Below are 22,426 nucleotides of genomic sequence, written 5' to 3' on the forward strand. Positions count from 1 at the left end.
CACCATGTCCTTCCTGACCCGGCTGAGCCTGGCCAACCGAAGTCTCGTCGCCCTGATCGCCGTCGTGATCGCCGGCTTCGGGCTGTTCGCCATCCCATCTCTCAAGCAGCAGCTGTTCCCGTCGATCGAGTTCCCCGCGGCCTTCGTGACCGCGACCCTGCCGGGCGCCGGCCCGGAGGTCATTCAGGACCAGATCACCGAACCGCTCGAGGACGCGGCCAAGGGCCTCGACGGCATCGACAGCGTCACGTCGACGACCCGCGAGGGCATCGCCACGGTGACCGTCGCCTTCGTCTTCGGCACCGACATCGACGCCGCCGTCAACCAGCTCACCACCGCGGTCAACCGGGTGCAGCCGCAGCTGCCGGACGACGTCACGCCGACGATCTTCGCCGGCGGCACGGACGACATCCCGGCCATCGTGCTCGCGGCGTCGGGCGGGGGTGACGAGAGCGCGCTGCTCGACAAGCTCAACGACACGGTCGTACCCGAGCTCAACGCGATCGACGGCGTGCGCGACACCCAGATCACCGGCGCCCGCGCGGCGCAGGTGGTGATCACGCCGGACCTGCCCAAGCTCGCCGCGGCCGGTGTCAATCCGCAGGCGCTGACCACCGTGCTCCAGCAGAACGGCGTCTCGGTGCCGGCCGGCGCGGTCAACGAGGGCAGCCGGTCGCTGACCGTGCAGGTGGGCAGCTCGCTCACCTCGATCGACCAGCTCAAGCAGATCTATCTCACCGGCGCCCGGGGCCCGGTGCGGCTCGGCTCGGTCGCTACGGTCGAGAGCAAGCTGCCCGCCGCGACTTCGTACACGCGCACCGACGGCGTCAACAGCCTCGGCATCGCGGTCACCGCACGGCCCGACGGCAACCCCGTCGACATCTCCCACGCCGTACGGGACCAGCTGGCCGACCTCGAGACGGCGTCCGGAGCGAAGCTGACCGTCGTGGTCGACCAGGCGCCGTTCGTCGAGCGCTCGATCGAGAGCCTCACCACCGAGGGCCTGCTGGGCCTGGTGATGGCCGTGATCGTGATTCTGGTCTTCCTGCTGTCGATCCGCTCGACGCTGGTCACGGCCGTGTCGATCCCGCTCTCGGTGCTGATCGCGTTGATCGCGCTGTGGATCGGCGACTACACCCTCAACCTGCTCACCCTGGGCGCGCTGACCATCGCGGTCGGCCGGGTGGTGGACGACTCGATCGTCGTCCTGGAGAACATCAAGCGACATCTGGAGTACGGCGAACCGAAGGTCCACGCGATCATCTCGGCCGTCAAGGAGGTGTCGGGCGCGGTCACCGCCTCGACCCTCACCACCGTCGCCGTGTTCGCGCCGATCGCCCTGGTCGGCGGCTTCGTCGGCCAGATCTTCTCGTCCTTCGCCATCACCGTCACCGTGGCCCTGCTGGCGTCGCTGTTCGTGGCCCTGACCGTGGTGCCCGTGCTGGCGTACTGGTTCCTCAAGCCGCCGCCGGCCGACGCCGACACCGAGGCGATCCGCCGGGCCGCCGAGGAGAAGGAGCGGCGCAACCCGCTGCAGCGCGGCTACCTGCCGGTGATCCGATTCGCGACCAAGCGGCGCTGGACCACGCTCGCCATCGGCCTGGCCGTGCTGATCGGCACGCTCGGCCTCTCGACCCGGCTCGAGACCAACTTCCTCGACCAGTCGGGTCAGGACTCGCTGAGCATCACCCAGGAGCTGCCGGTCGGCACCAACCTCCAGGCCACCGACGCCGCGGCCAAGCAGGTCGAGGGCGTGCTGGCCGACACCGAAGGGGTCAAGACCTACCAGGTGTCGCTGGGCAGCGGCGGCGACTTCAACCCGTTCGTCGGCGGCGGTGGCGCCAGCAGCGCCAGCTTCAACGTGGGCCTCGACGAGGACGCCGACGCCGTGAAGATCACCGACGAGCTGCGCGAAAAATTCGCCGCGATGAACGGCATCGGCGAGGTCAGCATCGGCGCCGACTCCTCCGGGCTCGGCGGCGGCAACGAGCTCTCGGTGCAGGTCAAGGCAGCCGACGCGGAGGCTCTGACCAACGCGTCGGAGCAGGTGCAGAAGGCGATGACCGACACCGGCCTGGCCGAGGTCAGCAGCTCGCTGGCGGCCAGCGTCCCCCGCCTCGACGTGGTCGTGAAGCGCGAGGCCGCAGCCCGGGCCGGGTTGACCGAGGCCACCATCGCGCAGACCGTCGCGGGCGCGTTCCGGGCGGCTCCGGCCGGGCGGATCACGGTCGACGGCGCCAGCCAGGACGTGGTGATCTCGTTCGGCACCGCGCCGGCCGACCCGGCGGCGCTGCGGGCCCTGCCGCTCACCACTGCCCGCGGCCCGGTGCCGCTGAGCACCGTGGCCGACGTCAAGGAGGTCAACGGTCCCGAGGAGGTCACCCGGGTCGACGGCGACCGCACGGTCACCGTCACCGGCACCAACACCGGTTCCGACCTGGGCGCGGCCACCCGCGACCTGCAGAAGAGGCTGGACGGGCTGACCCTGGCGGCCGGCGCCACGGCCACCATCGGCGGCGCCAGCGCCGACCAGGCCGAGGCGTTCCAGCAGCTGGGCCTGGCCGTGCTGGCGGCCATCGCGATCGTCTTCATCATCATGGTGGCGACGTTCCGCAGCCTCATCCAGCCGGTGATCCTGCTGGTCTCCATCCCGTTCGCGGCGACCGGCGCGATCGGCCTGCTGCTGATCACCGGGACCCCGCTGGGTGTGCCGGCCCTGATCGGTGTGCTGATGTTGGTAGGCATTGTGGTGACGAACGCCATCGTGCTCATGGACCTCATCAACCACTACCGGGCGGCCGGCATGGGCGTGCAGGAAGCGGTGATCGAGGGTGGCCGGCACCGTCTGCGGCCGATCCTGATGACCGCCATCGCGACCATCTTCGCGCTGATCCCGATGGCGCTGGGCCTCACCGGCGAGGGCGGCTTCATCTCGCAGCCACTGGCCATTGTGGTCATCGGCGGTCTGATCAGCTCGACGCTGCTCACCCTGGTGCTGGTGCCGACGCTCTACACCATGGTCGAGAACAGCAAGGAGAAGCGCCGCCGCAAGCGCCTGGCCAAGCAGGGTGTGACTCCTCCGCCGGACGCGCCGGACGAGGTCGTCGACGATGCGGAGCCGCAGCCCGAGCCGCAGCCCAGCGGCGCCCTGCGCGGCTACACCGACCAGTTCGAGGTGCTGAAGATGCCGAAGGGCCCGAAGCCGGCCCAGGAGTAGGGGCAAGCCCCCGGGCGACCGGCCGCCACCGGTCGCCCGGGGCCGGGCAGTAACGTGCCTGTACGTGGCAACAGCGTTCTCGGTCGTTACCGGCAACCGTGACTTCCGGCGGCTCTTCGCGGCCGAGCTGGTCGTCTTCGGCGCCGACTGGTTTGTGATGATCCCCCTGCTCGTGCTTCTGCCCGAGCTCACCGGCAGCGGCGTCTGGGGCGGCCTGGTGCTGGCCGCCGACACCGGCATCAACGCGCTGCTGCTGCCCTACACCGGCACGGTGGCCGACCGGTTCGACCGGCGCAAAATTCTGATCATCGCCAACATCGCCGCCTTCGCCGCGGTGTTGCTGCTCTTCACGGTACGGTCAGCCGCGACCGCGCCCCTGGCTCTGGTGGCGATCGGGGCGATGGCCGTGGCGAAGGCCTTCTATTCACCGGCCGCCTCGGCCGCGCTGCCCAACGTCGTCGACCCGCCGGACCTCGCCGCGGCGAACACCGTCTCGGGTTCGGCCTGGGGCACGATGACGATCGTCGGCGCCTCGCTGGGCGGCGTGGTGGGTGCGGTTTTCGGCCCGTACGTCTGCTTCGGAGTCACCGCCACGCTGCTGCTGCTCGGGGCCGGGCTGACCACGACTATCCGGCGCCCGCTGCAGGCCGGTCGCGAAGCCGGCACGCCCGCGCCCCGCACCTGGCACGCGTTGCGCGAGTCGTTCGGCTATCTGCGAGCCAATCCCCGCATCCGCGCCCTGGTGACCGTCAAGATGGCGGCCGGGCTCGGCAACGGCGTGCTCACCGTCTTCCCGCTGATCGCCGGCCTGCACGGCGCCGGCGTGCTCGGGGCCGGCCTTCTCTTCGCGGTACGCGGGGCGGGCGCACTGGCCGGCCCCTTCGTCCTGGGACCGGTGATCCGCCGCCGTTCCTGGCTTTTCCCGGGGCTGGCCCTCTCGATGGCGTTGTACGGCCTCGGCTATCTGGGCGTGGCCGTGGCGTCGTGGTTCCCGCTGGTGCTGGTGCTCGTCTTCGTGGCCCACCTCGCGGGCGGGGCCAATTGGGTGCTGTCGAACTACGCGCTGCAGGGCGAGGTGCCGGACCGGCTGCGCGGGCGGGTCTTCTCGACCGACCTCATGCTGGCCACGCTGGCCATCGCGATCAGCCAGCTGGGCGCGACGGCGGTGGTCGACATCGTCGACGAGTGGATCATTCTGGCCGGCTGCGGAGCGGTGACCCTGACGTACGCGGTCGTCTGGCGGATCGCGACCCGCCGGCTCGCGCCCGGCGAGCCCTCAGCGGTCGGGGCTGAATGACCGGAGCCGGTCGTCCGGGTGCGGCAACTCCGCGACAGTGATCAAGCCCTAGCATGATGCGATGGCCCTGATCTTCGCCACCGAACCGGTGTCCGTGCGCACGCCGGCCACCAGCGCCAACCTCGGTCCTGGTTTCGACGCCCTGGGCCTCGCGCTGACGCTCTACGACGACCTCACGGCCCGCATCACCCCGGGTGGCTTCACGGTGACGGTCAGCGGTGAGGGCGCCGGCGAGTTGCCCGGCGACGAGTCCCACCTGGTGCTGCGGGCGATGCTGGCCACCTTCGACGAGATCGGCGGTCGCCCGGCCGGTCTGGCCGTGGAATGTGTCAACCGCATTCCCCAGGCGCGCGGCCTCGGCTCGTCCTCGGCTGCGATCGTCGGCGGCGTGCAGTTGGCCCGCGGCCTGGTCAAAAGTGATCTCGGCGACGACGACGCGCTGCGCATCGCCGCCCGGCTCGAGGGGCACCCCGACAACGTCGCGCCCTGTCTGCTCGGCGGATTCACCATCGCCTGGAACGAAGGCGCCGGGGCCCGTGCGGTGAGCCTCACGCCCGCGAAGGGCGTGCATCCGACAGTCTTCATTCCGGCTGAGCGCGGCTACACGTCGTCGGCGCGCGCGGCCCTGCCTTCCGGTGTGCCGCACGCCGACGCGTCCTTCAACGCGGGTCGCGCGGCCCTGCTCACCCATGCGCTGACCAGCGATCCCGGCCTGTTGCTGGCGGCCACCGAGGACCGGCTGCACCAGGGCTACCGGGCCGATGCGATGCCGGGCACGGCGTCGCTGGTCGCGTCGCTGCGCTCGGTCGGTGTGGCCGCCGTGGTCAGCGGGGCCGGCCCGTCGGTGCTCGCGTTGACCGAGGTCCCGGCCGATTTCCACCCGGGAACAGAATGGCGCGCCGAGTCGTTGGGCGTGGATGGCGCCGGAGCTCTTGTCAAAGGGAGTATGGTGGAACTCGCCTAGCGGGGCCCTGTTGCCGCAGGTCGCACGAGTTGACTACGCTCAAGACCAAGCACACAGCCGCGAAGCGATCTCTGCGGTTCGGCGCGCACCCCCGAGACTCTTATGGCCTTCTGGCCGTCTCACCTCTCCAAAGGCACACGCCGAGCAGCAACCGAGAAGGTCGCTGCACTCGCCGAGACCTACTCGTCAACCTTTGACGAGCAGGGACACCGTCGAGCTGCCGTGCCGCACCAAACTCCCGCATTGCTCATGCGAGGCGGGTACCGCGACACCCGGCCATCAGGCTGCAGAACCGGGCGTCTCGGGCTTTTTTCGACGGAAGGAATCCATTGAGCGACACCACCGACGTGACGTCGGGTGTTTCTGACGTCGCTGACGCCGGCGCCGGCACCACCGCGACTGCCACGAAGCGCCGTCGAGGCGGCACCGGGTTGTCCGCGATGCTGCTGCCCGAGCTGCAAAGTCTCGCCGCGTCCCTCGGCATCTCCGGCACCGCCCGGATGCGCAAGGGTGAGCTGATCACCGCGATCACCGAGCGTCAGAGCGGCGGGGCTCCCGCCGAGAGCGCGCCGCGTCCGCGCAGCAGCCAGGCCGCCAAACAGGCTCCGGCTCCCGCCGCGGCCGAGACCGCCGCTCCGGCGCCGGTCGTCGCCACGGCTCCCGTGGCCGCGCCGGCCAAGGTCGAGCCGCCGGCAGCCGCGCCGTCCGACACACCCACCGGGCCGATCGAGTCGGCGCCGCAGAGTGTCGCCCCGCAGCCGGAGGCAGCCGAAATTCCGGCTGTGGCCGCCGAGGGTGGCAGCCGCCGCAGCCGGGGTCGCGACCGCGACCGTGAGCCGCGGGAGGGCCGTGAGCCGCGCGAGGTCCGTGAGCCGCGCGAGGTCCGCGAACCGCGGGAGACGGCCGCACCGGCCGTCGAGGCCGAGACGACCGAGCGCACCGAGCGTCCGGAACGCGGCGAGCGCAACCGCGACCGCAACGACCGCCAGCGCAACGACCGCCAGCGGGACGACCGTCCGCGCAACGACAACCGGAACGACCAGGGTCGCAACGACCAGGGCCGTAACGAGCCGAACCGCGATGACGACGACGACAGCGACGGCGAGGGCGGCCGTCGCAGCCGCCGCAGCCGCTTCCGCGACCGTCGCCGGGGTCGCGACCGCGACGGCAACGAGAGTGGCGGTCAGCGTGACGGCGGCCGCGAGCCGCACGTCAACGAGGACGACGTGCTCGTCCCCGTGGCCGGCATCCTCGATGTCCTCGACAACTACGCGTTCGTCCGCACGACCGGCTACCTGTCCGGCCCGAACGACGTGTACGTGTCGATGTCGCAGGTCAAGAAGCACGGGCTGCGCCGCGGCGACGCGGTCACCGGCGCCGTGCGGGCCACTCCGCGCGAGGGCAGCAGTGGCGACCAGCGCCGCGACAAGTACAACCCGCTGGTCCGGCTCGACACCATCAACGGGATGGAGCCCGAGGAGGCCCGGCGTCGTCCGGAGTTCTACAAGCTCACCCCGCTCTACCCGCAGGAAAGGCTGCGTCTCGAGACCGAGCCGCACATCCTGACCACCCGCGTCATCGACCTGGTCATGCCGATCGGCAAGGGCCAGCGGGCGCTCATCGTCTCGCCGCCGAAGGCCGGTAAGACGATGGTGCTGCAGGCGATCGCCAACGCGATCACCCACAACAACCCCGAGTGCCACCTGATGGTCGTGCTGGTCGACGAGCGGCCCGAAGAGGTCACCGACATGCAGCGCTCGGTCAAGGGCGAGGTCGTCGCGGCCACGTTCGACCGGCCGCCGCAGGACCACACCACGGTCGCCGAGCTGGCGATCGAGCGAGCCAAGCGCCTGGTCGAGCTCGGCCACGACGTGGTCGTCCTGCTCGACTCGGTGACGCGGCTCGGCCGGTCGTACAACCTGGCCGCGCCGGCGTCCGGGCGCATCATGTCGGGTGGTATCGATTCGACGGCGCTCTATCCGCCGAAGCGGTTCCTGGGTGCGGCGCGCAACATCGAGAACGGTGGCTCGCTCACCATTCTCGCGACCGCGCTGGTCGAGACCGGCTCGATGATGGACACGGTGATCTTCGAAGAGTTCAAGGGCACGGGTAACGCCGAGCTCAAGCTCGACCGCAAGATCGCCGACAAGCGGGTCTTCCCGGCCATCGACATCGACCCCTCCGGCACGCGCAAGGAGGAGATCCTGCTCGGCAAGGAAGAGCTGGCGATCATCCACAAGCTGCGCAAGGTGCTGCACTCGCTCGACTCCGGTGCGGCGCTCGACCTGCTGCTCGACCGGCTCAAGCAGACCCGGACGAACGTGGAGTTCCTGATGCAGATCGCGAAGTCCACCCCGGGCGAGTAGTAAGTCCCGAACACCAGGCGCGGCCTCTCCGGACGGAGGGGCCGCGCCTTTTTGTCGCACAAACTGTGTGTGCGATACCGGTCAGAGCCGTGCGAATCTCCCATTCCCCGGAAGAAGAGCCGATTGGTAAGACCGTTTGGGAGGCTCGATGACAGTGCCTGGTTACCGGGACCAACCGGCCGAACCGTGGGATCCGTCCGCGCCGGCCGATCCGGGTGAGGCCGAGGACTTCCTGCGGCAGTGCTACACCGAGAACCAGCGGCTCGGGCCGGTCGAACCGAGGCTCGCGATCGTCCGGGCACAGATCGCCGCCACCGGCACCTACGTGCACACCACCGAGGAGCTTGCCTACGGCGCCAAACTGGCCTGGCGCAACGCGAGCCGGTGCATCGGCCGCCTCTACTGGCGCAGCCTCGTCGTCCTCGACCGGCGCCGGGCCCGCACCGCCGACGAGATCTTCTCTCTGCTGGTGAACCACCTGCAGACGGCCGGCGACGGTCAGATCCGGCCGGTGATCAGTGTCTTCGCCGCGGCCCAGCCGGGTCAGCCGTACGCCCGGGTCTGGAACGAGCAGCTGATCCGGTACGCGGGCTACCGCGGCGCGGACGGCTGTCCCCGGGGCGATTCCCGGCAGGAACAGTTCACTGCCGCGATGCAGGGCTACGGGTGGCGCGGCAAGGGCGACCACTTCGACGTGCTGCCGCTCGCGATCGAAACCCCGGCCGAGGGCGTACGCCTCTACGAGCTGCCCGATCGGGCCATCCGCGAGGTTCCGCTGACGCATCCCGAGCACACCTGGTTCGACGAGCTCGGCCTGCGGTGGCACGCGGTCCCGGCCATCTCGAACATGCGCCTCACCATCGGCGGCGTGCACTACCCGCTGGCCCCGTTCAACGGCTGGTATCTCGGCACCGAGATCGGCGCGCGCAACCTGGCCGACACCGACCGGTACGACATGCTGCCGGTGGTGGCCGCCCGCCTCGGCCTCGACACGAGCAGGGAGTCGACGCTGTGGCGGGACCGGGCGCTGCTCGAGCTCAACGTGGCCGTGCTGCACTCGTTCGAGAAGGCCGGGATCAGGATGAGCGACCACCACACCGAGTCGCAGCGCTTCCTGAAGCATCTGAGCAACGAGGAGAAGGCCGGCCGGCGGGTGCCCGCGGACTGGACGTGGATCGTGCCGCCCATGTCGGGCGGGATCACCCCGGTCTTTCACCGCTACTACGACGAGATGGACCTGCGGCCCGCGTTCTACCTCGACGAACAGGCGTCGGTCCTGGCCCGTGAGGGCTGCCCGGTCAGGCGAACTCATTGACGGCGAAGTCGGCGCCGTCCGGGACGCGCGTCCGGTCGGAGTGGACCCACGCCAGCACCTTGACCGCGAACTCGGCGGCCGGGATGCGGCCGGCCGCGCGGACGACGTACCCCTCGGAATGTCGCGGACTGCGGCAGGCCGCCCACGCCGCCCGGGCCTCGGAGATGCTGCCGCCGCGGTAAAGCACCGGCACCACCGGCAGCTCCAGCCGCCGGGCCCAGTCGACCGTGTCGTCCCAGCCCAGCAACGTATCGGTCTCGTCCCAGATGCCGAAGACGATGAAGACGCCGGGCAGGTCGGCATAGGCGATGCCGCGGCGGGCCCACATCGACTCGCCGCAGACCCGCCAGTCGTCCGGGATCCGGTGCGACGTCATGGCCCAGAGCGCCTTGGCCGGGCGGTCCCACGGTTGCTCGTCCTCGCCGGGGGAGCGTCCGTAGATCGCGTCCCGGGTGAAGGTGAGGTTGCCGCCGTCGAGTTTCTCGGTCACCACCAGCTCGCCGTCCAACCACGACAGATCGGACTGCACCAGATCGTCGCCCGCGGCGCCGGGCGAGTCGGGCAGGTGGTGGGTGCGGGGGTACTTCACCGCTTCGGGGTCTCCGGTCTCGGCGTACGGGAGGGGTAGCGGAAGAGTACGGCCCGCGAGGCGCCGCTGGTACCTGCGCGCCCCCGGGAGCAGAGATTAACCGGACCTTCGAGCGTGCGGGAACCCGGCAAAACGGACGGGAATGCCCGGTCCGGGACAGGCGTTGACACCGCAGGTCACGCCGATTTCGCCTGGACGCGGCGGCATGGCAGACTGGTACATCGGCCAGAAGGTTCCGGTTCCCGCGATCAGCGACCCGGCGACCATTTTTCGAGAGGGACCGAGAAGACATGAAGAGCGGCATTCACCCGGAGTACACGACCACCGAGGTCATCTGCTCCTGCGGCAGCACCTTCACCACCCGCAGCACCGCCAAGGGCGGCGAGATCCGCGTCGAGACCTGCAGCGCCTGCCACCCGTTCTACACCGGCAAGCAGCGCGTCCTCGACACCGCGGGCCGGGTCGCGAAGTTCCAGGCGAAGTACGCCAAGATCAACGCCGCGAAGAAGAAGTAACTGCTTCAACGGCGCCCGCACCCCATCCGGGGGCGGGCGCCGTTCGCATGTCAGCAGGAATTCCTGAGGGAGAGACCCGTGAGCAACGATCGTCTGAGCACCCTTCTCGACGAGTACGCCGCGCTGGAGAAGCGGATGGAGGACCCGTCCATCCACTCGGACCAGGCCCTCGTGCGCCGGGTCGGCCGCCGTTTCGCCGAGCTGGCCCCGATCTACGCCGCCCACGCCGAGCTCGAGGCGGCGCGCGCCGACCTGGCCGCGGCCCGGGAGCTGGCGGCCGAGGACCCGGCCTTCGCTTCCGAGGTCGAGGCGGTCGCGGCCGCGCTGCCGCCGCTGGAGGAGAAGCTGGGCGAGATGCTGATCCCGCGCGACCCCAGCGACGCCAAGGACGTGATCATCGAGATCAAGGCGGGGGAGGGCGGCCAGGAGTCCGCGCTGTTCGCCGGCGACCTGCTGCGCATGTACACCCGCTACGCGGAACGCCACGGCTGGGTGGTCGAGGTGATCGACTCGCAGGAGTCGGACCTCGGCGGGGTCAAGGACATCTCGGTCGGCGTACGCACCAAGGGCATGCCCGAAGGGGGTCACGGCGTCTGGTCCCGCATGAAGTGGGAGGGCGGCGTGCACCGGGTGCAGCGCGTCCCGGTCACCGAGTCGCAGGGCCGCATCCACACCTCGGCGGCGGGCGTGCTGGTGCTGCCCGAGGCCGAGGACGTCGAGGTCGAGATCGCGCCGAACGACCTGCGGATCGACGTTTTCCGCTCGTCCGGGCCGGGCGGCCAGTCGGTCAACACGACCGACTCGGCCGTGCGCATCACGCACCTGCCCACCGGCACCGTGGTGAGCTGCCAGAACGAGAAGAGCCAGCTGCAGAACAAGGAGTCGGCGATGCGCATCCTGCGCTCCCGGCTGCTGGCAATCGCTCAGGAGGAGGCGGACGCGGCGGCCTCCGACTCGCGCAAGGCCCAGGTGCGCACGGTCGACCGCTCGGAGCGGATCCGCACGTACAACTTCCCGCAGAACCGGATCACCGACCACCGCATCGGCTACACCGCCTACAACCTCGACCTGGTGCTCGGCGGCGAACTCGACGCCGTGCTGGACGCGCTGGCCGAGGCCGACCGGGCGGCCCGCCTGGCCGGCGGGTCCGAGATCGGCCGCCGTCCCTGAGTCACCCGACTGCGATGACCTCGAAGCTGTCGCCCCGGTCGCAGGCCAGATAGCCGGGCCGCACCGAGCACGGCGGCCCGGCCACGGGCGCGATCGAGCCCAACAGCCACTGCCGGCCGGTGTCGAGGTCCCATCGGGTGACCGCGGTGCGACCCTCCGGCGACGTCGTCGGGCGCAGGACGAAAACCGAACGGCCTGATCCGTCGCCGGCCGTCTCGTCGGAGGCCAGGCTGCCCTCGACCGGCTCGCCGACCACCTTCCCGGTGCCGGAGTCGACGAGTTGGATCGGCCCGGTGTCGGAGCCCGCGCCGGTGACCACCCGGTCGGCACTGAGCTGCCAGGCGGTGACGACGTTGTCCAGCCGCCAGCGCCGGGCGCCGGTGGCCGGGTCGTAGGCCACCACCGCCTCGCCCTGACTGAGGCAGAGCGCGGTGCCGCACTCGAACGCGTACCCGTCGGTTTGCGAGGTCCGCCACAGCTCGGCCATCGTGTCGGTGCGGTAGACGGTCATGTCGAACTGCTGCGACTGCGACCGGTTGACCACCAGGACGTCGGCGGTGCCGGTGAGGTCGTTGAAGAAGCCCTCCTCCGGGCGCGAGGCGACCCAGGGGATCGTCGCCGAGCTGAGCAGCGCGCCCGAGGCATACGAGTAGATCTTGATCTGACCGACGTCGGTGGCCGTGACGACCTTGTCGGGCCGGTCGTTCATCGGCAGCGAGAGGTAACTGCGGACGCCCGTGGTGTCGCGGCTCCAGACCGTGGAGCTGTCGCCGAGCCGGATCAGCCGCAGCCTCCGCAGGACCGCTCCCGTGCTGAACTCCGTCATCAGAGCGGTGTCGCCGGCCACTGTGTACGGCTCACCGGTGGTGCGCCACAGCACTTCGCCGGTGGCCACCGACAGGGCGATCGTCGCACCGTGCACCTCGGCCTGGAAGGCCGACCCGTCGTTGGCCGACGGCAGTTTGACCAGCTGGCCCTCGGTGGGGATGAGCAGCATGCCGGCCGCGTCGGCGGGCTGCACGTAGCCGATCGCGCCGTTGATCGTGCGCTGCCAGCGAACCGCGCCGGTGGCCAGCTCGTGAGCGGCGATGGTGGTGGTGGAATTGGCGGTGCGGTAGACGAAGAGAGTGTCGCGGCTCAGCGCCGTGCCCTGGGCCTCGCCGATCGGCACACTCCACACCGGACGCAGACCGTGCGCCCGGGGCACCTCGGAACCGGTCAGACACACCGCACACAGCACCACGGCCACGGCGAGAGCGACCTGGCGGACGAGCCGGCCGTCGATCCGGGCCGAGCCGGTGGGCGCCCCGCGGTCGTCGTCGGCCGTGGGCAGTTCACCGAGCTCGATGGTGCTCATGGCAACGGTCAGGTCATTTCGCTGAGGGGCCGGCTGGGCAGCCTGTTCGCCGCCGCGGCGGCGAGGGCCGCACTCAGCGTACGCCCGTTGGCGCCCACCTCGGACCAGCCCGCAGCCAGGCTTATCGGCGTGCCCGGCACCAAAATCTGCCAGTTCTCGGCGTTGGCGGCGGCGGCGATGCGGCGCGAGACCTCGGCCGCCTGGGTCGTGCCCGCCCCCGGCAGCACCACCACGAACTCGTCGCCCGCGAACCGGGCCACGAAGTCGCCCCGGCGCATCACCCGGCTCAGCACCCCGGCTATGCGCTGGAGCACCAGGTCGCCGCAGTGCCGGCCGTGCCGGGCGTTGACCTCGGTGAAACCGACCAGGTCGCAGACGCCGATCGCCGCCCGCTCACCCCGGGCCAGCATGGTGGCCACGTAACGTTCGAGCTGACGGCGATTGGGCAGACCGGTCAGCGGGTCGGTGAGGGTCTCGTCGCCGTAGCGGCCGCCGTCGCGCTGCGTCTCCTGCGCGTCGAGCCGGGCCGCGACGCCGTCGAGGTAACCGTCGCGCAGCCGGTCGATGCGCTGGGCGGCGAGGCGGAACGCGTAGCGGTCGGCGGCGTGCGCGGCGGCATGGTCACCCGCGGCCGCGTGGCAGATGCTGCGCAACCGGGCCGGCTCGGCGGCGCCCAGGATCTCGGCCGAGACCGGCACCGAGTCGAGCATGGACAGCGCGGGCCCGGGCCGGCCGGTGGCCAGCGTGAGGCAGACGTTCCCGAGGTGGCGCAGGTCGCGGGTGCGGATGCTGTCGCCGCCGCCGGTGAGCCACTTGGCCGCGTCGGCGCCGGTCTCTTCCCCCAGGGCGGCCCGGCGGGCCAGCGAGTAGCCGTAGGCGGCGCGGCTGCCGGGACGTAACTGGTCGGCGCCGATCGACACGTAGCGGGTCAGCTCGGCCTCGATGTCGCGCAGCACCCGCAGGCAGCCGTCGGTGTCGCCCTGGTGGTCGAGCGAGACCGCGTTGCGCAGCCGGATGCCGGGCGCCGCGAAGATCTCGGGCGCGAGCCCGACCGCGACGCCGACCTGCCGGGCCTGCTCGATCGCGGTCAGCGCATGCCCGTGAAAGCCGAGATAGGAGTACGCCATGGCCAGGTCGTGCCAGCCCCAGGCGGTCTCGGAGTCGTTCTCCCGCACCGCCGCGAGCGCGCGGGAGGCCTGCACCAGGTGGGTCACGCCACGGTCCAAATTGCGCTCGAGGTGGGCGCCGAGCGCCGCGAACGCGTGCATCTGACCGCGCAGGTAGGGGTCGGGGATCTCGCGGACGGCATTTTCCGCAGTGGTCATCGCGGCCGCGAAATCGGCTATGCGGCCCAGGTTGATGAGGGCCCCGAAGCGCTGGACCAGCGCGTAGGCCCGGGTGGTGGGGTCGGTCGCGGCGGCCAGCACACCGTCGAGGATGGGCAGCGCCTCGGCCGACCGGCCGTTCTGCTGGAGCCCGCCGGCCCGGCGCAGCTCGTCGACGTTCTCCGCGAGTCGGTCCAACCAACTCACCAGGCGCCTCCCACCGGTGCCGCGCGTCAGGTCGCCGACCCGGCCGGTCGGCGTCGCACGTGACGTGGAGATGATTATGCCGTGCCGGACTTGGAAAACATCTCCCGATCTTGGGAGCGGACGCCGCTGAGCCGGGCGCTGGCGAGCGCCGTGGCCGATCTCGCCGCGGCCGGAGTCGCATCGCCGCGGGTCGATGCCGAGTTGCTCGCCGCGCATGTGCTGGGCATTCCACGTGGGCGGTTGTTGCTCGTGGACTCGTTGCGCCCCGAGGAGCTGAGCCGGTTCACGGCCCTGGTGGCCGAGCGGGTGAAGCGGATCCCGCTCCAGCACCTGCTCGGCACGGCCGCCTTCCGGCATCTCGAACTTCAGGTCGGCGACGGCGTCTTCGTCCCACGACCCGAGACGGAGCTTCTCGCCGGTTGGGGGATCGAGCACACCCGGCCCGGCGCGACCGTGGTCGACCTGTGCAGCGGCTCCGGGGCGATCGCGCTCGCGGTGGCCGACGAGGCAGACCCGGGCCGGGTCGTCGCGGTCGAACGTTCCCCGGCCGCGCTCGCCTGGCTGCGCCGGAACGCCGAGCCGTACCCGGCCGTCGAGGTGCTGCCGGGCGACGTGACGGACCCCGGCCTGCTCGCCGGCCTGCGCGGCCGGGTGGACGTGCTGCTGTGCAATCCGCCCTACGTTCCCGACGGCACCGCCGTGCCGCCCGAGGTGGCCGAGCACGATCCGGCCGCGGCGGTCTTCGGCGGGCCCGACGGGCTGGAGGTCGTCCGGCCGGTCATCGCGCTGGCCGCGGCCCTGCTCAGACCGGGTGGCGTGGTCGGCATCGAGCACGACGACGTGCACGGCGAGGCGGTTCCGGAACTACTGCGGGCCGACGGCCGGTTCACCGCGGTGACCGCCCACGACGACCTGGCCGGGCGGCCGCGCTACGCGACGGCCCGGCGCACCTGATCGATGCGCTCGATCGCATGGCAGACTGCACGGTGTGATGCTCTATGACTGCCGTACCACCGCGGACAGGGATCGCGGCATCGCCGCCGCCGTCGAAGCGGTCAAGAGCGGTGAGCTGGTCGTCATGCCGACCGACACGGTGTACGGCGTGGGCGCCGACGCGTTCACCCCGCATGCGATCACCGCGCTGCACCATGCGCGAAGCGTCACCAACTTCGTCCCGCCGCCCGTGCTGGTCGGCTCCCGCCACACTCTCGACGGTCTGGTCTACTCGCTGCCCAAGGCCGCCCGCGAGCTGGCCGACGCGTTCTGGCCGGGCGCGCTGACCCTCTACGTGGAGCATTCGCCCAGCCTCCAGTGGGACCTGGGCGAGACCGGCGGCCGCATCGCCGTCCGCATGCCGCTGCACCCGGTCGCGCTCGAGGTGCTGCGCGCGGTCGGCCCGATGGCGGTCACCACGGCCAACAAGACCGGCCAGCCCGCGCCGGGCACCGCCGAGGCCGCCCGCGAGCAGCTCGAGTACGCGGTCCGCGTCTATCTCGAGGCGGGCGAGGCGCACGACCCGGCGCCGAGCACCATCGTCGACGTCAGCGGCGAGGCGCCGCAGGTGCTGCGGGCGGGCGCGATCCCCATCGAGAAGCTGCGCGACGTCGTGCCCGAGCTGCTGGCGCCGGAGGCCTGAGGTGGCGCCCTTCACCGTCCTGCACATCTGTATGGGCAACATCTGCCGGTCGCCGATGGCCGAGCGCCTGCTGGCCCGCGCGGTTCGCGACCGCGTCGGCGAGCAGGGCGATCAGCTGGTGCGCAGCGTCAGCGCCGGCACCGGCGGCTGGCACGAGGGGGAGGAGATGAATCCCCCCGCCGCCCGTCAGGTGCTGGCCCGCGGCGGCGCCGACAACGGCTTCGCGGCCCGCAAGCTGCGCGGCGACTTCATCGACGAGGCCGACCTCATTCTCACGGCCACCGCCGACCAGTACGACTACGTAGTCGCCCTGCGCCCCGATGCGGCCGGGCGCACGTTCGTCACCGGCGAGTTCGGGCGGCTGCTGGGCTCGATCGACGCGAGCGCGCTGCCCCCGGCCGAGCCGAAGCCCGACGCGGTGCACGCCCGCGGCGTGGCCATCGTCGAGGCCGTCAAGGTGCTGCGCGGCGACGACGGCCCACGACCGGGCGACGACCTCGACGACCCGTGGGGCCGGGGCGACGCGACGTTCCAGCGCATCGGCGACGAGATCGAGGACACCACGGTCCCGTTCGCCGTGCTGCTGCTGCCGTGACGATCGTCCGGCCCGACGCCGAGGGCTATCGGCGGGCGGTCGAGGTGCTGCGGGCCGAATCGGTGGTCGCCTTCCCCACCGAGACCGTGTACGGCCTGGGTGCGAACGCCTTCTCCGAGAAGGCGGTCGGCGAGATCTACCGGCTCAAGAACCGGCCGTCCTGGAACCCGCTGATCGTGCACGTGGCGAACGTCGAGGCCGCCCGCGAGCTGGCCGAGTCGTGGCCGGTAGAGGCCAACGAGCTGGCCGCGCAGTTCTGGCCCGGCCCGCTCACGCTGGTGCTGCCGCGGGCCCGCCACCTCGCCGGGGTGGGCGCGAGCAACAACACGATCGCCGTCCGCATCCCGGACCACGAGGTGGCCCTGCGGCTCCTGGAAGAATCCGGGCTCGCGTTGGCCGCGCCCAGCGCCAACCGTTCCGAGGGCATCTCGCCGACCACGGCCGAGCACGTGCTGCGCAGCCTGCCCGACGTGCCGCTGGTGCTCGACGGGGGCCCGGCGTCCTGGGGCATCGAGTCAACCGTGATCGACGTGACCGGCGGCCGGCCGAGGCTGCTGCGGCCGGGCGCTATCCCGCTGCGCGAGCTGCGGGACGTGGCCGGGCCGGTCACTCTGCCCGACGACGGGCCGTCCGACGGTGACGCCCGCCCGTCGCCCGGCATGAGCCGCCGTCACTACGCGCCCCGGGCCACGCTGACGCTGGTCGAGGATGTGCGGGCGGCCGACCGGGACGAGTCCGTCGGCGTCCTCACGTACGAGACGGCCGGCGTCGAGGGAGCCGAGATCCTCTCCGCCGACCCCCGCGAGTACGCAGCCGACCTCTACGCGGCCCTGCACCGCCTGGACGACGCGGGGGTGACGACGATCCTGGTGCAGGAGCCGCCGCGGAGCGAGGACTGGCTGGCCGTGCGCGACCGCCTCGGGCGGGCCGCCGCTAAGTGACGGGAAGTCCCTCGGTCGTTCCCGAGCCGGTCGGACGGGTCTCGGCGCCCCGCGCGATGTTGCGGGCCATCCCGCTGAAGATGAAGCCGTGGAAGGGCACGACCGAGGCCCAGTACGCGTGACCGGCCAGCCCTCGCGGCAGGAAGATGGCCCGCTGCCGGTAGACGCTGCCGCCGTTGCCGTCCGGCGAGGCGGACATCTCGAGCCAGGCCCGTCCCGGCACGCGCATCTCGGCCCGCAGCCGCAGCACCTTCCCCGGCTCGATCTCCTCGACCCGCCACCAGTCCAGCGCCTCACCCACCCGCAGGTGGTCGCGGTCGCGCCGGCCGCGGCGCAGCCCGACGCCGCCGACCAGCCGGTCCAGCCAGCCGCGGACCGACCAGGCCAGCGGGAACGAGTACCAGCCGTTGTCGCCGCCGACGCCCTCGATGACCCGCCACAGCGCCTCCACCGGGGCCTTCACCTCGCGGGTGCGCTCGTCGACGTAGATGCTGCCGCCCGACCATTCGGGGTCCGACGGCAGCGGCTCGGCGGCGGCGTCCCCGCCGGCCGCGTTCGACCACCGGGTCTCGACGTTGGCGTCACGGATCTTGCCGAGCGCGACCCGGACCGCCTGCTCGAAGCCGAGCGGCTCGTCGGGGGAGTACCGCCGGATGTCGTCCTCGTGCGCCACCGCCTCGTGGATCAGGCTCGCCACCAGCGGCCGGGCGATCGCGTTGGGCACCGGGGTGACCAGGCCGACCCAGTGGGCCGACAGCCACGGGCTCAGCGGGCGCAGCGGCACGATCACCCGCTTCCGCAGCCCGGCCACATGGGCGTACCCCTGCATCATCTGGGCGTACGTGAGAACATCGCGCCCACCCACGTCGAAGCCGCGGTTGACCTCGGGCGGCAGGTCGGCCGCGGCGATCAGGTAGCGCAGGACGTCGCGGACGGCGATCGGCTGGATCCGGTTGCTCACCCAGCGCGGGGTGACCATGACCGGCAGGCGCTCGGTCAGATAGCGCAGCATCTCGAACGACGCCGACCCGGAGCCGATGATCACGGGCGCCCGCAGCACGGCCGTCGGCACCCCGCTGGCCAGCAGGATCCGAGCCACCTCGGCCCGTGACCGCAGATGTGGTGAGGGGCGTTCCTCAGCCGGCGGCTCGGGTCCGCCGAGATAGACGATCCTCGAGACCCCGGCCGCCTTGGCCGCCGTGGCGAAGTTCTCGGCCGCCTGCCGGTCCAGCGTCTCGAAATCCTTCCGGCCCAGCGAATGGACCAGGAAGTACGCCACGTCGATGCCCTCCAGGGCCGCCGTGAGCGTCTCGGCCTGATTCAGGTCGCCCTCGGCCACCTCGACCCGGGACGCCCAGGGGACGTCGCGCAGCCGCCCCACGCCACGGGTCAGACACCGCACCTCGTGGCCGGCCTCGAGCAGGCGGGGCGCGAGCCGCCCGCCTATGTATCCGGTCGCACCGGTCACCAAGCACCGCATAAACGCAGACTGTGCCCTCGGAAGGGCCTGGTTAAGCCATATGCTCGGATCCGGCGACGTTGCCTACTCGGGGAGGGCACGTGGGAACCTTCTGGGGACCGGATTTCGCCGCGCTCGAGCGCGGCGATCCGGAGATCGCCCACGTCCTGCTGGCCGAGGTGGAACGTCAGCGGAGCGGGCTCCAGCTCATCGCCGGCGAGAACTTCACCTCTACCGCCGTGCTGGCCGCGCTCGGCTCGACCCTGGCCAACAAGTACGCCGAGGGCTACCCGGGCGAGCGGTACTACGGCGGCTGCGGCGAGGCCGACCACGCCGAGCGACTGGCCGTGGAGCGGGCCCGCGAGCTGTTCGGCGCCGAGCACGTCAACGTCCAGCCGCACTCCGGGGCGGCGGCCAATCTGGCCGCGTACGCCGCCCTGGCCGAGCCCGGCGATCCGGTGCTGGCCATGGAGCTGTCGCACGGTGGGCACCTGACCCACGGCAGCCGGGCCAACTTCAGCGGCAAGTGGTTCCACCCCATCGGCTACCGGGTCACCGCCGACACCGAGCAGATCGACTACGACGAGGTCCGCGACCTGGCCCGGGCCCACCGGCCCAAGGTGATCATCTGCGGGGCCACGGCGTACCCCCGCCTGATCGACTTCGCCGCCTTCCGCCAGATCGCCGACGAGGTCGGCGCCTACCTGATGGTCGACGCCGCACACTTCCTGGGCCTGGTGGCGGGCGGGGCGATCCCGTCCCCGGTGCCGCACGCCGACGTGGTCACCTGCACCACCCACAAGGTGCTGCGCGGCCCGCGGGGCGGCATGATCCTGTGCCGGGCCGAGCTGGCCCAGCGCATCGACAAGGCCGTCTTCCCGTTCAGCCAGGGCGGGCCGATGATGCACGTGATCGCGGCCAAGGCGGTGGCCCTGCGGGAGGCCGCCCAGCCCGCATTCCGCACCTATGCCCATCAGGTCGTGCGTAACGCCCAGGCACTGGTGGCGGGGCTCGCCGCCGAGGGTCTGCGGCCGGTGTCCGGTGGCACCGACACCCACCTCGCCCTGGCCGACCTGCGCGCGGTCGGGGTGACCGGCCGCGCGGCCGAGGCGCGGTGCGAGCTGGCCCGCATCACTCTCAACAAGAACGCCATCCCGTACGATCCGGAGCGACCCGCGGTGACCTCGGGCATCCGGGCCGGGTCGCCCAGCGTGACCACCCAGGGCATGCGCGAGGGCGAGATGCGGCAGATCGCCGGTCTCATCGGCGCCGCCGTGCGCAGCGATCCGGACACGACGGCCGGGGCGGCCCGCCTGGCCGACGCCGCGGACGAGGTGGCCGGCCTGGTGCGACGGTTCCCGGCGTACGGGCGGCAGGAGGTGATGGCATGACCACGGAGATCGACGAGTTCGAGCTGGAACGTCGGCGGGCGCTGGAGTTCCAGCGCGATCAGGTGGCCAGGGAGGACGAGGACAACCGTCCCCTGCCCGACCTGCCGCCGCTGCCTGCCGATCCGCGGTGGCGGGTGGCTCACCTGCCGTTCCTGAGCGCGGTGTCGTTCGCGTTGCTGCTCTGTGCCGCGTCGGCCGGTTTCCTCACCGGCGGTGCGCCCGCGGCGCTCGGCGGTGCTGCCGGCGTGCTTATCGTGACGGTCAGCTTTACGATGTCGACGCTCGTCATTGCGTGGGCCGATACGGTGCGGCCCGCTCTGTTGATGCCGCTGGCTTTGTTCACCTACGTGCTCAAATACGGCGCGCTCGGCGTCGTCCTGGCATTCGGGGTCTCGACCGATTGGCCGGGTAAGGACGCGCTCGGATGGGGAATCGTCGCGGGCGTCGTGGTCTGGACGGCGGTCCAGGCCTGGTGGTTCCACAAAGTGAGTCGCCCGAACTGATCGTCCAGCAGCCGTTTCGCCTCGTCAGTGCACCATTCGTGGTTTGTTGACCACGAAACGGTGACGTGAACGCTTATGGCTTGTTGGGTTATGGCGAAGGGGGAGTACCGTGTCCTTCCAGTTGCGAGACCCCTGACGCCTGGACAGCTTCGGTTGTGCGGGGGGTCCCGCTTAGCCTCGTCTTTCCTGCTGATATCGTTCGGGCCGTCATGACCGGTCAAGAACCTCCCAGGAAACCCAGCGGTAGCGACGACCAGCCCCCACCCGACACGGGCATGGGTATGACTGCGGTCGCTTACCTCATTTCGGGCATGTTGGTGTGGGGAGCGATCGGTTGGCTGGTTGATCACTGGGTCGGCACGACGGGCATCTTCGCCGGTATCGGCGCGGTCGTCGGTGTCGGCGGCGGTGTCTACCTCATCGTGCGCCGTCTCGGCGCCTGACAGGAAAGGGCTACGGTGATCGGTCAGTCGTTGGTCCTCGCCTCGGAAGTTCCATTCCCCCCGAGCGTCGAGGACTTCTATCTGCCCAGCATCGTGCCGTGGGGCGCGCACGACAGCTACTGGTTCACCAAGATCACGGCTCTGATGTGGGTCTCGGTGGCGGCGATCATCATCTTCTTCCTGGTCACGTACCGGAAGCCGCAGCTGGTGCCGACCAAGAAGCAGTGGCTGGCCGAAAGCATCTACGGCTTCGTGCGCAACAACATCGCGGTCGACATGCTCGGCAAGCGCGGCGTCAATTTCGCGCCTTACCTCACCACGCTGTTCGTCTTCATCCTGCTGATGAACTTCTGGGCCATCGTGCCGTTCGCGCAGATCTCGCCGAATTCGCACATCGCCTTCCCGGCCATCCTCGCGGTCATCAGCTACGTGATGTTCATCTACATCGGCATGAAGCACCACGGCGGCTTGAAGTACTTCAAGCACGCGCTGATCCCGCCGGCGCCGTGGTTCATCCTGCCGCTGCTCATCCCGATCGAGTTCTTCTCGACGTTCCTGGTGCGGCCGTTCTCGCTCGCCGTTCGTCTGTTCGCCAACATGTTCGCCGGCCACATGCTGTTGCTGGTGTTCACGCTGGGCGGCTTCGCGATGCTGAACGCCAACCTCTGGTTCGCGCCGTTCTCGCTCGTCTCCTGGGTGATGACCATCGCGCTGACCTTCCTGGAGTTCCTGGTCATCTGCCTCCAGGCCTACGTCTTCACGGTGCTGACCGCGAGCTACGTCCAGGGCGCGCTCGCCGACGAGCACTGAGCTGTTCCCCGCACCACCACGCATCACCCCGTTTGTCGTCCCGCGTGAACGTCACGCGAGATACCAGGAGGATCCTGAAATGCTTCTCGCCGAAGTTGTCGGCAGCACCGCTGCCATCGGTTACGGCCTCGCCGCCATCGGCCCCGGCATCGGTGTTGGTCTGGTCTTCTCGGCCTACATCCAGTCGACCGCTCGTCAGCCGGAGTCTTCCCGCCTGACCCTGCCGTACGTCTGGATCGGCTTCGCCGTTATCGAGGCGCTCGCCCTGCTGGGTATCGCCTTCGGCTTCATCTGGGCCGGCTCTGTCTGACGTGCAGCCTCGTTAG

At 70.9% G+C, this 22,426-nt stretch carries 20 protein-coding genes; 16 read left to right on the forward strand and 4 right to left on the reverse strand.

Going from position 1 to position 22,426, the window contains the following annotated elements; all coding sequences use genetic code 11:
* Positions 1–4 precede the first annotated feature (4 nt).
* From KXC43_RS10720 to KXC43_RS10740, 5 genes are all read left to right on the forward strand, one after another.
* Positions 5–3,217, forward strand: coding sequence for an efflux RND transporter permease subunit (locus KXC43_RS10720; protein WP_221375833.1), 3,213 nt, complete (start codon positions 5–7; stop codon positions 3,215–3,217).
* A 64-nt stretch (positions 3,218–3,281) separates the two neighbouring features.
* A complete protein-coding gene (locus tag KXC43_RS10725) occupies positions 3,282–4,514 on the forward strand; it encodes an MFS transporter (protein ID WP_221375834.1) in 1,233 nt (410 codons plus the stop codon).
* 61 nt (positions 4,515–4,575) lie between these two features.
* Positions 4,576–5,478: a homoserine kinase gene (gene thrB, locus KXC43_RS10730; protein WP_221375835.1), complete on the forward strand. Its 903-nt coding sequence runs from the start codon at positions 4,576–4,578 to the stop codon at positions 5,476–5,478.
* 329 nt (positions 5,479–5,807) lie between these two features.
* Entirely contained in the window at positions 5,808–7,844 is a 2,037-nt protein-coding gene (gene rho / locus KXC43_RS10735) for a transcription termination factor Rho (protein ID WP_221375836.1), read from the forward strand.
* A 148-nt stretch (positions 7,845–7,992) separates the two neighbouring features.
* The gene (locus KXC43_RS10740; protein ID WP_221375837.1) at positions 7,993–9,159 is read left to right on the forward strand and encodes a nitric oxide synthase oxygenase; all 1,167 of its coding nucleotides are present in this window, start codon (positions 7,993–7,995) and stop codon (positions 9,157–9,159) included.
* Here KXC43_RS10740 and KXC43_RS10745 read toward each other — a convergent pair.
* On the reverse strand, positions 9,143–9,748 hold the full coding sequence (locus tag KXC43_RS10745; RefSeq protein ID WP_221375838.1) for an RNA ligase family protein: 606 nt from the start codon (positions 9,746–9,748) through the stop codon (positions 9,143–9,145). The genes KXC43_RS10740 and KXC43_RS10745 overlap by 17 nt on opposite strands.
* Before the next feature lie 290 nt (positions 9,749–10,038).
* Between KXC43_RS10745 and rpmE the strand changes: the two genes are divergently transcribed.
* Positions 10,039–10,263: a 50S ribosomal protein L31 gene (rpmE, locus tag KXC43_RS10750; protein WP_221375839.1), complete on the forward strand. Its 225-nt coding sequence runs from the start codon at positions 10,039–10,041 to the stop codon at positions 10,261–10,263.
* Positions 10,264–10,341: 78 nt separating this feature from the next.
* Entirely contained in the window at positions 10,342–11,433 is a 1,092-nt protein-coding gene (prfA, locus tag KXC43_RS10755; protein WP_221375840.1) for a peptide chain release factor 1, read from the forward strand.
* A 1-nt stretch (position 11,434) separates the two neighbouring features.
* Here the strand turns inward: prfA and KXC43_RS10760 are convergent, their stop codons facing one another.
* Both KXC43_RS10760 and KXC43_RS10765 read right to left on the reverse strand, forming a co-directional pair.
* Positions 11,435–12,790: an outer membrane protein assembly factor BamB family protein gene (locus tag KXC43_RS10760; protein WP_221375841.1), complete on the reverse strand. Its 1,356-nt coding sequence runs from the start codon at positions 12,788–12,790 to the stop codon at positions 11,435–11,437.
* Between the two features lie 8 nt (positions 12,791–12,798).
* The gene (locus tag KXC43_RS10765) at positions 12,799–14,322 is read right to left on the reverse strand and encodes a GGDEF domain-containing protein (RefSeq protein WP_221375842.1); all 1,524 of its coding nucleotides are present in this window, start codon (positions 14,320–14,322) and stop codon (positions 12,799–12,801) included.
* Positions 14,323–14,460: 138 nt separating this feature from the next.
* On the opposite strand from KXC43_RS10765, the gene prmC reads away from it, so the two are divergent.
* From prmC to KXC43_RS52655, 4 genes are read left to right on the forward strand one after another with little or no spacing between them, the layout of a single operon-like run.
* A complete protein-coding gene (gene prmC, locus KXC43_RS10770; RefSeq protein WP_221376018.1) occupies positions 14,461–15,276 on the forward strand; it encodes a peptide chain release factor N(5)-glutamine methyltransferase in 816 nt (271 codons plus the stop codon).
* Positions 15,277–15,313: 37 nt separating this feature from the next.
* Positions 15,314–15,958, forward strand: a complete 645-nt coding sequence (locus KXC43_RS10775) for an L-threonylcarbamoyladenylate synthase (RefSeq protein WP_221376019.1) — start codon at positions 15,314–15,316, stop codon at positions 15,956–15,958.
* Position 15,959: 1 nt separating this feature from the next.
* Positions 15,960–16,553, forward strand: coding sequence for an arsenate reductase/protein-tyrosine-phosphatase family protein (locus KXC43_RS10780; RefSeq protein ID WP_221375843.1), 594 nt, complete (start codon positions 15,960–15,962; stop codon positions 16,551–16,553).
* The gene (locus tag KXC43_RS52655) at positions 16,550–17,494 is read left to right on the forward strand and encodes an L-threonylcarbamoyladenylate synthase (protein WP_221375844.1); all 945 of its coding nucleotides are present in this window, start codon (positions 16,550–16,552) and stop codon (positions 17,492–17,494) included. The genes KXC43_RS10780 and KXC43_RS52655 overlap by 4 nt, the downstream gene beginning before the upstream one ends.
* Here KXC43_RS52655 and KXC43_RS10790 read toward each other — a convergent pair.
* On the reverse strand, positions 17,487–18,974 hold the full coding sequence (locus tag KXC43_RS10790) for an SDR family oxidoreductase (RefSeq protein WP_221375845.1): 1,488 nt from the start codon (positions 18,972–18,974) through the stop codon (positions 17,487–17,489). The two genes, KXC43_RS52655 and KXC43_RS10790, sit on opposite strands and share 8 nt — an antisense overlap.
* A gap of 80 nt (positions 18,975–19,054) precedes the next feature.
* On the opposite strand from KXC43_RS10790, the gene glyA reads away from it, so the two are divergent.
* From glyA to KXC43_RS10815, 5 genes are all read left to right on the forward strand, one after another.
* Positions 19,055–20,344, forward strand: a complete 1,290-nt coding sequence (glyA, locus tag KXC43_RS10795) for a serine hydroxymethyltransferase (RefSeq protein ID WP_221375846.1) — start codon at positions 19,055–19,057, stop codon at positions 20,342–20,344.
* Positions 20,341–20,847 (forward strand): hypothetical protein, encoded by a 507-nt coding sequence (locus KXC43_RS10800; protein ID WP_255643821.1) that lies wholly within the window; start codon positions 20,341–20,343, stop codon positions 20,845–20,847. Before glyA ends, KXC43_RS10800 begins: the two co-directional genes overlap by 4 nt.
* Before the next feature lie 209 nt (positions 20,848–21,056).
* On the forward strand, positions 21,057–21,290 hold the full coding sequence (locus KXC43_RS10805) for an AtpZ/AtpI family protein (protein ID WP_221375847.1): 234 nt from the start codon (positions 21,057–21,059) through the stop codon (positions 21,288–21,290).
* 15 nt (positions 21,291–21,305) lie between these two features.
* Positions 21,306–22,100, forward strand: coding sequence for a F0F1 ATP synthase subunit A (gene atpB, locus KXC43_RS10810; protein WP_221375848.1), 795 nt, complete (start codon positions 21,306–21,308; stop codon positions 22,098–22,100).
* Between the two features lie 79 nt (positions 22,101–22,179).
* On the forward strand, positions 22,180–22,410 hold the full coding sequence (locus KXC43_RS10815; protein WP_221375849.1) for an ATP synthase F0 subunit C: 231 nt from the start codon (positions 22,180–22,182) through the stop codon (positions 22,408–22,410).
* Positions 22,411–22,426 lie beyond the last annotated feature (16 nt).

This window comes from Paractinoplanes polyasparticus (genome assembly GCF_019710575.1).
GTDB lineage: Bacteria > Actinomycetota > Actinomycetes > Mycobacteriales > Micromonosporaceae > Actinoplanes > Actinoplanes polyasparticus.